We start from the raw sequence: 14,051 nt of genomic DNA, 5'->3' as shown, positions 1-14,051 counted from the left end.
GGGATTGATAAAAGCCCACAAGTGCGGTATACTGAATAGTACTTTATTTAAGAGAAGTAAGGAGGTGCGGCTCATGGCGATCGGTGTGCCCCGCCCGCTGGCGTTGGAAAAGCCGCAGGCAGTAGATCTGGCGCAGGCGGCGCGGTATTTCGGCGCGCACGGCGAGCCGGACGCTGCCACGCTGGCACTGCTGCAAAAGTGCGCGGTGCCGCTGCTGGCGGCAGCGACGCCCCGGGCGGTGTGGCTGCTGGCAGATACCCCCGCCCTGACCGATGCCGGACTTCTGCCCGGCGAGGACGTGCACAAGCACCTGAAAGGCTGCGGGCAGGCCATTCTGCTGGCGGTAACGCTGGGCCCCGGGGTGGATGCCCAGATCCGCCGGGCGGGCGTGGGCGACATCGCCGCCGGGGTGGCCTCCGATGCCTTGGGCAGCGCACTGGCCGAGCAGACCGCCGATGCCGCCGAGGCACAGCTGCGCCAGTGGGCGGCCACTGAGGGAAAGTATCTGACCGGGCGCTTTTCGCCCGGCTACGGCGATTGGGACATCGCGGTGCAGCCGCTGGTGGCAGCAGCACTGGACACGGTGCGCAAGGCGGGGCTGTGCGTCACCGACACCAACCTGATGACTCCGCGCAAGAGCGTGACTGCCCTGCTGGGGGTCAGCGACCACCCGGTAAAGGGACAACTGGCCGGGTGCGGCCATTGTGTGCTGCGCACCCGCTGCGAATACAGAAAGAGGGGAAAGACCTGTGCAAGTGAATGAACTTTTCAAGCAGAGCAATACTATCCTGCTGGACGGCGGCATGGGCACCATGCTGCAAGCCGCCGGGCTCAAGCTGGGTGCACGCCCGGAAGAGCTGAACATCACCGACCCTGCGCTCATTGAGGGCATCCATGCGCAGTACGCTGCGGCGGGCAGCCGCATCGTCAACGCCAACACCTTCGGCGCTTCTGCCCACAAGCTGGCGGGCAGCGCCTACACGCTGGAGCAGATCATCACAGCAGGTATCGAAAACTGCAAGCGCGCCTGTGCGCCCTACGGTACGCTGACCGCGCTGGACGTAGGCCCGCTGGGCGAGCTGCTGGAGCCCAGCGGAACGCTGGCCTTTGAGGATGCTGTGGCCGAGTATGCCCGCATTGTCAAGGCAGGCGAAGCCGCCGGGGCAGACCTGATCTTTTTTGAGACCTACACCGACCTGTACGAGCTGAAAGCCGCCCTGCTGGCTGCCAAAGAGAATACCCGCCTGCCCATTCTGGCAAGCATGAGCTTTGAAGCGGGTGGGCGCACCTTTACCGGCTGTACGGTGGAAAGTTTTGCCGCCACCGCCCGGGGCTTGGGCGCAGACGCCGTGGGCATCAACTGCTCACTGGGTCCCAAGGAGATCTTCCCCATGGCAAAGCGGCTGGCAGAAGCCGTGCCCGGCAACTTCCCGGTGTTCGTCAAGCCCAACGCCGGTCTGCCCCGGGCAGACGGCAGCGGCTACGACATCACCCCGCAGCTGTTCGCCTTGCAGATGAAGCCCTACCGGGAGCTGCACCTGTTTGCCGCCGGCGGCTGCTGCGGCACCACCCCGGAGTTCATCAAGCTGCTCAACGGCACCTTTGCAGGCTGCACCCCGGGGCGTCCCGCGCACCGGATGCCCTCAGTGCTGTGCACCCCGGTGGACACCGTTACGGTGGACGGCATCACGGTGGTGGGCGAGCGCATCAACCCCACCGGCAAAAAGCGCTTCCAGCAGGCACTGCGGGAGGGCGACATGAACTATGTGCTGGAACAGGCCGTCAGTCAGGCAGAAGCTGGGGCGCAGATCCTGGACGTGAATGTGGGCGCACCCGGCGTGGATGAGCCGGTGTTGATGGAGCAGGTGGTCAAGGCACTGCAAAGCGTGACCAGCCTGCCCCTGCAGCTGGATTCCTCCAACGTGGAAGCGCTGGCGCGGGGTCTGCGGGTGTACAACGGCAAGCCCATCGTCAACTCCACCAACGGCGAGCCGGAAAAGCTTGCCGCCATCCTGCCGCTGTGCAAAAAGTACGGAGCCGCCATCGTGGGGCTTGCCATCGACGAAAAAGGCATCCAGCCCAAGGCCGCAGACCGCGTGGCCATTGCCCGCCGCATCACCGAAGCGGCACTGGCAGCGGGCATCCCCCGGGAGGATATCTACATCGACTGCCTTACCCTGACCGCCAGCGCCCAGCAGGAGGATGTGCTTGCCACGGTGCAGGCGCTGGAAGCCTGCAAAAAGGAGCTGGGAGTGCGCACCGTGCTGGGCGTGTCCAACATCAGCTTTGGTCTGCCCTGCCGCACCTACCTGAACACCACCTTCCTGACCATGGCGATGTACGCCGGGCTGGACCTTGCCATCATGAACCCTTCCAGCGAGGAGATGATGGCGGCGGTGTACGCCTACAACGTGCTGACCAACCGGGACAAGCAGAGCACAAAGTACATCGAGCGCTTTGCCGGCCGTGTGCCCGCCAGCACCGCGCTGGCACAGGCTGCAAAGGCCGCGCCTGCCGCCAGTGCTGCCGAAACAGAGCTTACCGGCCCCTACGCTGCCCTGATGAAAGCGGTGGAAAAGGGCTTGAAGGGTGACGCCGCCGCCCATACCCGCGCCCTGCTGGCGGAAAAGCAGCCGCTGGAGGTGGTGGACGAAGCCTTGATCCCCGCTTTGGACATCGTAGGTGCTAAGTACGAAAAAGGCACCCTGTTCCTGCCGCAGCTGCTGCAGGCCGCCAGCGCCGCCCAGAGCGCCTTTGAGGAGATCAAGACCGCCATTGCCCAAAAGGGCGAAGGAAGCGCCAGCAAGGGACGCATCGTCCTTGCCACCGTCAAGGGCGATGTGCACGACATCGGCAAGAACATCGTCCGGGTCATTCTGGAAAACTACGGCTTTGAGGTGCTGGACCTTGGCCGGGACGTGCCGGTGGAGACGGTGGTGGACACCGTGCGGGAAAAGGACGTGCATCTGGTAGGGCTTTCCGCCCTGATGACCACCACCCTGAAAAGCATGGAGGAGACCATCGCCGCCCTGCACGCGGCCAAGCTGGACTGCAAGATCATGGTGGGCGGTGCCGTGCTGACCCCGGAATACGCCGAGAAGATCGGCGCGGACTGGTACGCCAAGGATGCCAAGCGCAGCGCTGACATTGCCAAAGAGTTCTTTGGGGTGTAACGCGGAATAGTAGGAGCACAAAAATCCCCCTGCAGGCACTTAAAGGCTTGCAGGGGGATCTTTATTCTATGATTCGCAGCCTGTCCGCTGCTTTCCCGCTTACAGGATGCGTACCCGGATCACGGCGGGGATGCTGCTCAGCTTCTCGCTCAGGCGGGCATCCACAGCACCGGTGGCGTCCAGCATGGTGTAGGCCATGTTCTTTTTGCTCTTGTTCACCATGTTTTCGATGTTCAGGCCGGCTTCGGTGGTCAGGGCGGTGATCTGGCTGATCATGCCCGGCTCGTTTTTGTGGATGATGCAGATGCGCTTGCCGCCGGCGCGGGGCTGGTGCACCTCCGGCAGGTTGACCGAGTGGGCAATGTTGCCGTTGCGCAGGTAGTCGCTCAGCTCCTGCGCCGCCATGACGGCGCAGTTGTCCTCGGCTTCCGGGGTGGAAGCGCCAAGATGCGGGGTGCACACGATGCCGGGACGGCCGAGAATGGCTTCGGAGGGGAAGTCGGTCATGTAGCCGGACACTTTGCCGCTGTCCATGGCTTCCAGCAGGGCGGCGGTGTTCACCAGCTCGCCGCGGGCGTAGTTCAGGATCTTGACGCCGTCCTTGCACAGGGCAAGGGTCTGGGCGTTGATGGTGTCCTTGGTGGTGGGCAGGTAGGGCACATGGATGGTGATGTAGTCGCACAGGGGCAGCATATCGTTCAGGTTTACGCAGTGGTGCACCTGACTGCTCAGGTTCCATGCGGCTTCAATGGAGATGTAGGGGTCGTAGCCGTAGACCTCCATGCCCAGCTCGATGGCGCAGTTTGCCACCCGGGAGCCGATGGCACCCAGACCGATAACGCCAAGGGTCTTGCCCTTGATCTCGTTGCCCACAAACTGCTTTTTGCCCTTTTCCACGCTCTTGGCCATGGCGGGATCACCAGCCAATCCCTGACACCACTGGGCGGCGGCTGCCACGTTGCGGCTGCCCGCAATGAGCATCCCGACGACCAGCTCTGCCACGGCGTTGGCGTTGGCACCCGGGGTGTTGAACACCACGATGCCCTGCTCGCTGCAGCGCTCCAACGGGATGTTGTTCACACCCGCACCGGCGCGGGCGATAGCCAGCAGATTATCGTTGAAGGTGGTGTTCAAAAGGTCGGCGCTGCGCACCAGAATACCGTCCGGAGCATCGGCATCCACCGTGACATCGAACTGGTTCTTGGGCAGCTTTGCCAGCCCCACCGGGCTGATGGCGTTGAGCGTTTTGATGGTGTACATATCTGAAACCCCTCTTTATGCATTCTCTTTGCGGAACTTCTCCATGAAGTCCACCAGCTTGTCCACGCCCTCGGCAGGCATAGCGTTATAGATGGAAGCGCGCATACCGCCTACCAGACGGTGACCCTTCAGGTTCACAAAGCCCGCCTCGGCAGCCTCGGCGCAGAACTTTTTGTCCATGTCCGGGTTGGGGCTGGTGAAGGTGACGTTCATGGTGCTGCGGTAGCGGTGCTCCACAGGGTTCGTGAAGAACTCCTGCCCGTCCAGATAGTCATACAGTACCTTGGCCTTGGCTTCGTTGATCTTCTGCATATTGGCAAGACCGCCGATGTCGTTTTCCAGATACTTCAGCACCAGACCGGTCATGTAGATGCACCAGCACGGCGGGGTGTTGTACATACTGTCCTTCGCCAGCAGGGTGGTGTAGTTCATCATGGTGGGTACGTTGTCTGCGGCGTGACCCAGCAGGTCGTCCCGGATGATGGCAATGGCCATGCCGGCGGGGGCTACGTTCTTCTGCACGCCAAAGTAGATGCAGCCGTACTTGCTGACATCCACGGGCTTGGAAAGGATCATGGAGCTCATATCTGCCACCAGCGGCACACCCTCCACCTGCGGCAGCTCCACATACTGGGTGCCGAAAATGGTGTTGTTCTGGCAGATGTGGATGTAGCTGGCGTCCTTGTCGTAGTCAATGGCGTTTACATCCGGGATATAAGTGAAGTTTTTATCCTTACTGGACGCTACGATCTTGGCTTCACCGAACTTGGCGGCTTCCTTGGCAGCCAGACCCGAGAAGTTGCCGGACACGATATAGTCTGCCTTGCCGGTGGTCATAAAGTTCAGCGGCACCATGGCAAACTGCTGGGTAGCGCCGCCCTGAAAGAAGCCCACCTTGTAGTTATCGGGAATGTTCATTACCCGGCGCAGCGTGGCTTCAGTGTCCTTGATGATGGCGTCGAACCACTTGCTGCGGTGGCTCATCTCCATGACGCTCTGGCCGCTGTCGCCGTATTCCAGCAGCTCGGCCTGTGCCTGCCGCAGCACCTTTTCGGGCAGCATACTGGGACCTGCGCTGAAGTTATATACTCGTGCCATAATCAACCTCTCCTTTTCCTGTGATATACCTATCACGCAGCACCGCTGTTTTTGCGGTGTGTCTGTTACTTTCCGTAGCCGTAGTATACCGGTTTTTCCATGCCGAAAACAAGAGCATCTTTGCACAAAGATATTGCCCCTGCACCCCGCCTGATGGCACAAAGCACACAAATGTACGCCGTGCAGGGACAAAATATAAGACAATTGTAAAAGATATGCACTATCCCTTGGTTTCATGCGGATTTTCCACTCTTGCACCTTTGGCGGAAATGCGGTATACTGGGAATACTGAGACAAATGTAAAATAAACTCCCTCAGTCAAACCCTGCGGGTTTGCCAGCTCCCTCGGAGAGGGAGCCTCTGGCGCAACCGGATACTTTGCGCTTCAGCTGGAAACTTTACCGCTATGCCAAAGGCCCCATCTCCGAGGGGGCTGTCACGGCGTAGCCGTGACTGGGGGAGTTCGTAAAATTTACGGAGGTACAACAGATGTACGGTTTACCGGATACCCTGCGGCCGCTTTCGGCGGCGGAAGAACAGGTGATGCTTGCCGTGTGGGCGTGCCCGGGCGCGGCGGCGCGGCGGGACATCAGCCAGAAACTCAAGGCTACCGGCTGGGCAGCAGCTACGGTGCTGAATTTTCTCTACCGGTTGGAGGAAAAAGGCTGGGTCAGGTCGGCAAAGCAGGGCAACTGCAACGTGTATGTGCCGCTGGTCACCCGGCGGGCGTACGGCGTGTACTGTATGCGGCAGCGGCTGGACATCCTTTTTGACGGCGACCTTGCCGCCGCCGTCCATGCGCTGGTAAGCGAGAGCGGCTGCTCTCAGAGCGCCTTGGAACAGGCCATCCGGGTGCTGGAAGAAAAGCATCAGGAGACCGAGGAGTACGACCTGTACGACCCCTACGGCTGAATTGTTTTATTTTTGTTTACAAATGGTTGGTTGACACTGAAATATCCGTTCTGTAATATAAAAGTTATTATGAAATGAGAAACTGATACGAACGAACAGGAAAGGAGCAGCCAGACACATGGATCATTTGCAGAATGTATTAAGCTACTTCGACCAGCAGCAGCCCCTTTGTGCAGAGCACGACCGCATCCCCAAGGATCTCTACCGGGAGTTCGGGGTCAAGGCGGGCTTGCGCGATGAGACCGGCAAGGGCGTGCTAGCAGGTCTGACCAACATCTCGGATATCCGGGCGTTCCAGTATGTGGATGGGGTCAAGCACCCGGCAGACGGTCAGCTGCTGTACCGCGGCTATGACGTAAAAGACCTCATCAACGGCAGCCGCGGCAGCCGCTTTGCCTTTGAGGAGGCAGGCTATCTGCTGCTGTTTGGTCAGCTGCCCACCCCGGAGCAGCTGGAACAGTTCTGCGCGGTGCTGGGCGAGTGCCGCACCATGCCCACCAACTTTACCCGCGATGTCATTATGAAGGCACCCAGCCACGATATCATGAACAGCATGGCGCGCAGTGTGCTGACGCTGGCGTCCTACGACCCCAAGGCGGCGGACCTGGACACCGCCAACGTGCTGCGCCAGAGCATCCAGCTGGCGGGCATCTTCCCCATGCTGGCGGTGTACAGCTACCACGCCTATAACCACTACGAAAAAGACGCCAGTATGTATATCCACCGCCCGGACCCCAGCCTTTCCACCGCAGAGAACTTTTTGCGGATGCTGCGCCCGGATATGCAGTACACCCCGCTGGAAGCCCGCGTGCTGGACGTGGCGCTGCTGCTGCACGCCGAGCACGGCGGCGGCAACAACTCCACCTTTACCACCCGCGTGGTCACCTCCTCCGGCACCGACACCTACTCGGCCATGGCGGCGGCGCTGTGCTCCCTCAAGGGCCCGCGCCACGGCGGTGCCAACCTGATGGTCATGCATATGATGCAGAACATCCGGGACAACCTCCACGACATCGAGGACGACGAGGAGCTGGAAGCCTACCTGAAAAAGCTGCTCCATGGCGAAGCCTTTGACCGCAAGGGGCTGATCTACGGCATGGGTCACGCCGTCTACTCCCTCAGCGACCCGCGCGAGGTGGTGTTCAAGGGCTATGTGGAGCAGCTGGCCCACGAAAAAGGCCGAGATAAGGAGCTTTCCCTCTACACCCGCATCGAGCGCATGGCACCCCAGCTTATCGCGCAGGAGCGCAAGATCTTCAAGGGCGTCAGCCCCAACGTGGACTTTTACAGCGGCTTTGTGTACGAGATGCTGGGCATCCCCATGGAACTGTACACTCCGCTGTTTGCCGTCGCGCGCGTCATGGGCTGGAGCGCCCACCGCATCGAGGAGCTGCTCAGCGCCAACAAGATCATCCGCCCGGCCTACAAGAGCCTTGGCGGCACCCACGATTATCTCCCGCGCAGCCAGCGGGCATAAAGGGAGGGCATCGGCATGGAAGAAATGCAGCAGCATCAGGGGGAATGGTTCTTCCTCCACGAGCTCAACGTGGATAAGGTGTTCAGCACCATCCAGCGGGCAGATTATCTCATCCTGTATTATATCAAGGTAGAGCAGGAGACACATCCCGGCGAAAAGCTCTATCTTGCGGACCTTGCCGCCGCCATGGGGCTGCGGGTGACCGAGCTTTCCAAGGGCATCGAGAAGCTGCAGGACAGCGGCTTTGTGACATGGAAGACCGACCGCGAGGCCGGGCGCACCTATGTGGAACTTTCCAGCAAGGCGGTGGAGCTGATGGCAGAGGAGCAGGCGCTTTTGCAGCGCTGCTACCGCCGGATGCGCGCCGAGCTTGGGGATGAAGAACTGCGCCGCGCCGCTGCTACCATGCAGCGCGCCACCGCCATTTTGAAGGAAGAGCGGGAGAAGGAACTCCCCGCCGGGCAGTAACAGATCAAAACGACCAAGCAATATAAAATACCGGAGCATCTGCAGATGCTCCGGTATTTTCGTTTTGTCGATATAAATATACAAACAAAAAGCAGGCAGTGTCGTGGAAAGGAGGAGGAAAGCGACACTGCCTGCTGTATTAGGAACCCCTGAACATTGCGGCTTGATCAGGAGGGATTTGGTAGTCTGTCCACCGTTCTGGCTATTGCCTCGCATAGAAACGGGAGACAGTTTTTATGGGCCTGCTGTGCACCGCTGCTGCGGCTGCACCCGCAGGGAAATGTGCCTGCATGGGCATTTGCGGGGAGAACCTTTCGGAGGTTATGGGGGATGTCCGTTCCGTTCTCCCTGAGTGCACCCTTATTATGCCAGATAATCGTGGCAATTCTTTGTGGTAATTTTGAACAGTTTGCAAATAAACGCCCGCACGGGTGGATGCCGCAATGCAAAAACCGCCCCGGCTTCCTGCTGTGGAAACCGGGGCGGTTCGTTTGCTTTATTTGTGCTTTTTCAAGCGCTCACGCAATTACTTGCGGGGGTTCTTGATAGCAGCCTGGGCAGCAGCCAGACGTGCGATAGGCACACGGAAGGGAGAGCAGCTGACGTAGTCCAGACCGACATTGTGGCAGAACTCCACGCTCGTGGGGTCGCCGCCGTGCTCGCCGCAGATGCCCAGACCCAGATCGGGGCGGGTCTCGCGGCCGTCGTGAGCAGCCATCTTGACCAGCTTGCCGACGCCGATCTGATCCAGATGCTGGAACGGATCGCTCTCGTAGATCTTGTTCTCGTAGTATGCGCCCAGGAACTTGGCAGCGTCATCACGGCTGAAGCCGAAGGTCATCTGGGTCAGGTCGTTGGTGCCAAAGCTGAAGAACTCAGCCTCCTTGGCGATCTCGCCGGCAGTCAGAGCTGCACGGGGGATCTCGATCATGGTACCGACCTGATACTTCATGTCAACACCAGCAGCAGCGATCAGCTCGTCAGCAACCTTGACGACAACGTCCTTGACGAACTTCAGCTCCTTGACCTCGCCGACCAGCGGGATCATGATGTGCGGGGTGATCACATGGCCGGTCTCAGCAGAGACGTTCAGAGCAGCCTTGATCACGGCGCGGGTCTGCATAGCAGCGATCTCGGGGTAGGTAACAGCCAGACGGCAGCCGCGGTGACCCATCATGGGGTTGAACTCGTGCAGAGAAGCAACCACGTTCTTCAGGTCTTCGTAGGTCATGCCCATATCGGCAGCCAGCTCCTTGATGTCCTCGTCCTTAGTGGGCAGGAACTCGTGCAGGGGCGGGTCCAGATAACGGATGGTCATCGGGCGCTCACCCATGATGCGGTACATAGCCTCGAAGTCGCCCTGCTGGAACGGCTCGACCTTGGCCAGAGCAGCCTCGCGCTCTTCCACGGTGCGTGCGCAGATCATCTCACGGACAGCCTTGATGCGGTCCTCAGCGAAGAACATGTGCTCGGTACGGCACAGGCCGATGCCCTCAGCACCCAGATCCACTGCCTGCTGTGCGTCACGCGGGTTATCAGCGTTGGTCATGACCAGCAGCTGACGAGCTGCGTCTGCCCAGCCCATGAAGCGGTTGAAGTTCTTGTTGCCGGTAGCGGCCACGGTTGCGACCTGCTCGCCGTAGATGTTGCCGGTGGAGCCGTCGATGGAGATCCAATCGCCCTCGACGAACTTGTGGCCATTGATCTCGAAGGTCTTTGCCTCCTCATCGATCTTGACCTCGTTGTCATTGCCGCAGCCGGAGACACAGCAGGTGCCCATACCACGGGCAACAACGGCTGCGTGGCTGGTCATGCCGCCGCGGACAGTCAGGATGCCCTGAGAGACCTGCATACCCACGATATCCTCGGGGCTGGTCTCCAGACGCACCAGAACGACCTTCTTCATCTTGCCGGACTTGACCATCTCCTCTGCCTCTTCAGCAGTAAAGACGATCTGGCCGCAGGCAGAACCGGGAGAAGCTGCCAGACCCTTGCCGACGACCTCTGCAGCCTTCAGGGCAGCAGCATCGAACTGGGGATGCAGCAGGGTATCCAGCTGCTTGGGCTCCACGCGCAGGACAGCCTCCTGCTCGGTAATCATGCCCTCGTCCACCAGATCGCAGGCGATCTGCAGAGCAGCCTGTGCGGTACGCTTGCCGTTACGGGTCTGCAGCATATACAGGTGGCCGTCCTCAATGGTGAACTCCATATCCTGCATATCGCGGAAGTAGTTCTCCAGACGGGTAGCGATCTCGACAAACTGATCGTACACCTCAGGCATCTGATCCTTCAGGTGGCTGATGGGAGAAGGAGTGCGCACGCCGGCAACAACGTCCTCGCCCTGTGCATTGATCAGGTACTCGCCCATCAGCTTCTTAGCGCCGGTGGCGGGGTCACGGGTGAATGCAACGCCGGTGCCGGAACGGTCGCCGGAGTTACCAAAGGCCATCTGCTGCACGTTGACAGCGGTACCCCACTCGTAGGGGATCTCGTTCATCTTACGGTAGACGTTTGCACGGGGGTTATCCCAGCTGCGGAACACGGCCTTGACAGCCTCGATCAGCTGATCACGGGGATCCTGCGGGAAGGGACGGCCTTCGTTCTCCTCGTAGATCTTCTTGAAGGTGCCGACCAGTTCCTTCAGGTCGTCAGCAGTCAGGTCAACGTCGTTCTTGACGCCCTTGGCTTCCTTCATCTTGTCGATCTCGACCTCGAACAGGCTCTTCGGAACCATCATAACGACGTCGGCGAACATCTGCACAAAGCGGCGGTAGCAGTCGTATGCAAAACGGGCGTTGCCGGTCTTCTTTGCCAGACCCTCAACAGCCTCATCGTTCAGGCCCAGGTTCAGGATGGTGTCCATCATGCCGGGCATGGACTGACGTGCGCCGGAACGGACGGAGACCAGCAGGGGGTTGGTGTTGTCGCCGAACTTCTTGCCGGTGATCTCTTCCAGACCCTTGAGGTGCTCAAAGATGTCAGCAGTGATGTCGGCATTGATCTGACGGCCGTCTGCATAGTACTGGGTGCAGGCGTCGGTGGTGATGGTGAAGCCCTGCGGCACCGGCATACCGGCTGCGGTCATCTCGGCCAGACCGGCACCCTTGCCGCCCAGCGTGTTCTTCATGGTGACCTTGTCACCGCCGAAAGCGTCATTGCCTTCGCTGAAGTAATACAGATACTTTTTGCTCATGCGTTGTTTACCTCCCATTCGTGACCGGCGGCATAGCAGCCGCGGTCTCATCGTTTGCCTTGTCTTTTACGTACGATGAACATTGTTTTGTGAATGCTAAACTATTATACCAGAAAATCCATTCCTTTCCACCATGCAAAATCCCGAATTTGTCTGTTATTTTTTATGCAAATCTCTTGAATTTCTCCAAGTTTTAAGGTAGTATAGAATGGGAGAAAGTTCGAGAGGTTTTTTGTTTGTACACGCGATTTCTCGTCCTGTTGGATACAACTTTCTATCCCTGTAACTTTTCAAATTCTATTTTGTCGGAACAAAGCTTTCCGCAGCGGGGTGCTGGGGCGGACAGGCAACAATTTTCCGGTCGCCTTTTCTGTCTCTCTTCCGCCGCGCGCTTTGGTGGGAAGGGAGATTTTTTTCATGCAGAATCCTATTTCTGAACAGGCCCGCGCCGCTGCTCTGGCACAGCTGGACGCCGCCGAGGCTGCCCGCGAGGACATCCTTGTGCAGCACATTGCAAACGGCGTTGTCATCAACAGCCGCACCGTGCAGATCGACCCGGAGGTGGTCATTGCCCCGGGTGCTGTGATCCTTGCAGGCACCATCCTGCGGGGCAAGACGGTCATCGGCGCGGGCTGCGTCATCGGCCCCAACACCCTCATCGAGGACAGCACCGTGGACGAGGGCACTGCCGTGAATGCCAGCCAGATCTACGGCAGCCACATCGGCCCCCACAACAACATCGGCCCCTTCACCCATGTGCGGGTGAACACCGTCACCGACTACGGCGTGCATCTGGGTGCCTATGTGGAGACCAAGAACTCCAACTTTGCCCGTGGCAACACCGTGAGCCACCTGACCTACATCGGCGACAGCGATGTGGGCAAGTACTGCAACTTCGGCTGCGGCACCGTCACCTGCAACTATGACGGCAAGGATAAGTTCCGCACCCAGATCGGCGATTACTGCTTCATCGGCTGCAACACCAACCTTGTGGCTCCGGTCAAGGTGGGCGATGGAGCCTACACCGCCGCCGGCAGCACCATCACCAAGGATGTGCCCGCGCAGGCACTGGGCATCGCCCGGGAGCGCCAGACCAATCTGGACGGCTGGGCAGAGCCCAAGATGGAAGCCTACATCGCCAAAAAGCAGAAACTGGAAAACGAGCAGAGCAAGTAACCCTCTGCCGGAAAGGAGCCGCGTATGAAATCTGAAAGTTTTCGCAAGCAGGCGCTGAGCCTTGTCCTTTTCTTCGCGGCTGTTGCCGCCGTGTTCGCCCTGACCCGTCTGCGCAGCGACCCCGCAAAAAAGCAGGCGGAGTTCGTGGTGCAGCAGCTGCTCTCCTGCTCCTCTGCCGTGGAGCAGGCCGTGGATGTCGCCGCACCCGCCGGCAGTGAACCGGGGCTTGTTGCGGTAGATACTGATGGGCTGTACGCCTTTCTTCAGGCGCAGCTGGGCGATGCCATGACAGCCGACTGTCTGAATAAAGTCATGGCAAACCGCCTGCCCACCCGCATCACCGCGCTGGCAGGGCAGTCCGGCGACAAGCTGGTGCCCACTGACCTCACCCTGAAAAAGCGCGCCGGGGCAGAAAACTGCTACGACTTTTCTGCCACCCTGCTGACCGTCACGGACAGCACCGCCGCCGCGCAGGTATCCGGCACCATCACCATGGTGAAGGAGGACGGCCGCTGGAAGGCCGCTGCCATCACACTGGAGCTGTAATATAATGCTTCTCTGCCCCTGTGCCCTGCGGCACGGGGGCATTTTTTGCTTATAATGTATATCTTTTTGCGCGCGCGTATGTTATACTTAGATGTTGTATCACACTATTATCAGGAAAAGGTATTATCACATCATGAATGAAAACGATATCTGGCTCATTGCAGGGCTGGGCAACCCCGAAGCAAAGTACGATGGCACCCGCCACAACGCCGGTTTTGCCGCGCTGGACGCGCTGGCCGATAAGTGGAACATCTCTGTGGGCAAGACCAAGTTCCAAGGCCTGTGGGGACAGGGCGAGGTGGATGGCCACAAGGTGGTGCTGCTGAAGCCCCTGACCTACATGAATCTCTCCGGCGATTCCATCGCCCCTATGGCGGGCTTTTTCAAGATCCCCGCCGACCATGTGCTGGTGCTGTGCGATGACATTACGCAGGCACCCGGCAAGCTGCGCATCCGCCCCTCCGGCTCTGCGGGCGGGCACAACGGCCTGAAAAGCATCATTGCCCGGCTGGGCGGGGAGAACTTCCCCCGCATCCGCATCGGCATCGGCGCAAAGCCCCACCCGGACTACGACCTTGCCGCATGGGTTCTGGGCAAGTTCCCGCCGGAGGACGCCAAGGCCATCGCCGACCGCTACTCTGACCTTGAAGCCGCCGCAAAGCTTATCATGGACGGCAAGCTCAGTCTGGCACAGAGCAAGTATAACGGGTAAAAATCATTCTCCCGCATCCTGACAGGAAAGGAGGTT

The 14,051-nt window shown here is 59.7% G+C and carries 11 protein-coding genes; 8 read left to right on the top strand and 3 right to left on the bottom strand.

Annotated features, from left to right (window positions below):
- The first annotated feature begins 73 nt into the window (after positions 1 to 73).
- Positions 74 to 763 carry a methionine synthase gene (locus tag WMO20_RS08565; RefSeq protein WP_308563393.1) on the top strand — a complete coding sequence of 230 codons (690 nt, stop codon included), beginning with the start codon at positions 74 to 76 and terminating at the stop codon, positions 761 to 763.
- Positions 750 to 3,173, top strand: coding sequence for a homocysteine S-methyltransferase family protein (locus tag WMO20_RS08560; protein ID WP_349186480.1), 2,424 nt, complete (start codon positions 750 to 752; stop codon positions 3,171 to 3,173). The genes WMO20_RS08565 and WMO20_RS08560 overlap by 14 nt, the downstream gene beginning before the upstream one ends.
- Before the next feature lie 99 nt (positions 3,174 to 3,272).
- Here the strand turns inward: WMO20_RS08560 and WMO20_RS08555 are convergent, their stop codons facing one another.
- Together WMO20_RS08555 and serC are read right to left on the bottom strand one after the other, a co-directional pair.
- Positions 3,273 to 4,433, bottom strand: coding sequence for a phosphoglycerate dehydrogenase (locus tag WMO20_RS08555; RefSeq protein WP_349186479.1), 1,161 nt, complete (start codon positions 4,431 to 4,433; stop codon positions 3,273 to 3,275).
- Positions 4,434 to 4,448: 15 nt separating this feature from the next.
- On the bottom strand, positions 4,449 to 5,531 hold the full coding sequence (gene serC, locus WMO20_RS08550; RefSeq protein WP_349186478.1) for a 3-phosphoserine/phosphohydroxythreonine transaminase: 1,083 nt from the start codon (positions 5,529 to 5,531) through the stop codon (positions 4,449 to 4,451).
- A gap of 489 nt (positions 5,532 to 6,020) precedes the next feature.
- Between serC and WMO20_RS08545 the strand changes: the two genes are divergently transcribed.
- From WMO20_RS08545 to WMO20_RS08535, 3 genes are all read left to right on the top strand, one after another.
- On the top strand, positions 6,021 to 6,443 hold the full coding sequence (locus WMO20_RS08545; RefSeq protein WP_349186477.1) for a BlaI/MecI/CopY family transcriptional regulator: 423 nt from the start codon (positions 6,021 to 6,023) through the stop codon (positions 6,441 to 6,443).
- 118 nt (positions 6,444 to 6,561) lie between these two features.
- Positions 6,562 to 7,920 (top strand): citrate/2-methylcitrate synthase, encoded by a 1,359-nt coding sequence (locus WMO20_RS08540; RefSeq protein WP_349186476.1) that lies wholly within the window; start codon positions 6,562 to 6,564, stop codon positions 7,918 to 7,920.
- Positions 7,921 to 7,935: 15 nt separating this feature from the next.
- Positions 7,936 to 8,388, top strand: coding sequence for a winged helix DNA-binding protein (locus WMO20_RS08535; protein ID WP_349186475.1), 453 nt, complete (start codon positions 7,936 to 7,938; stop codon positions 8,386 to 8,388).
- Positions 8,389 to 8,914: 526 nt separating this feature from the next.
- Here the strand turns inward: WMO20_RS08535 and ppdK are convergent.
- Positions 8,915 to 11,581: a pyruvate, phosphate dikinase gene (gene ppdK, locus WMO20_RS08530; protein WP_112091178.1), complete on the bottom strand. Its 2,667-nt coding sequence runs from the start codon at positions 11,579 to 11,581 to the stop codon at positions 8,915 to 8,917.
- Positions 11,582 to 11,998: 417 nt separating this feature from the next.
- Here ppdK and WMO20_RS08525 point away from each other — a divergent pair, with 417 nt between their 5' ends.
- The 3 genes from WMO20_RS08525 to pth all read left to right on the top strand — a co-directional run bounded on the left by WMO20_RS08525 (position 11,999) and on the right by pth (position 14,015).
- The gene (locus WMO20_RS08525) at positions 11,999 to 12,757 is read left to right on the top strand and encodes a UDP-N-acetylglucosamine diphosphorylase (protein WP_349186474.1); all 759 of its coding nucleotides are present in this window, start codon (positions 11,999 to 12,001) and stop codon (positions 12,755 to 12,757) included.
- A 24-nt stretch (positions 12,758 to 12,781) separates the two neighbouring features.
- Positions 12,782 to 13,303 carry a hypothetical protein gene (locus WMO20_RS08520; RefSeq protein WP_349186473.1) on the top strand — a complete coding sequence of 174 codons (522 nt, stop codon included), beginning with the start codon at positions 12,782 to 12,784 and terminating at the stop codon, positions 13,301 to 13,303.
- Between the two features lie 133 nt (positions 13,304 to 13,436).
- A complete protein-coding gene (gene pth, locus WMO20_RS08515; protein ID WP_349186472.1) occupies positions 13,437 to 14,015 on the top strand; it encodes an aminoacyl-tRNA hydrolase in 579 nt (192 codons plus the stop codon).
- The last annotated feature ends 36 nt before the right edge of the window (positions 14,016 to 14,051 follow it).

It is taken from the genome of Faecalibacterium intestinale (genome assembly GCF_040096575.1).
In the GTDB taxonomy this organism is placed as follows: domain Bacteria; phylum Bacillota; class Clostridia; order Oscillospirales; family Ruminococcaceae; genus Faecalibacterium; species Faecalibacterium intestinale.
Note: the sequence above shows the minus strand (reverse complement) of the source record. Positions and strands in the feature narration are given on the sequence as shown.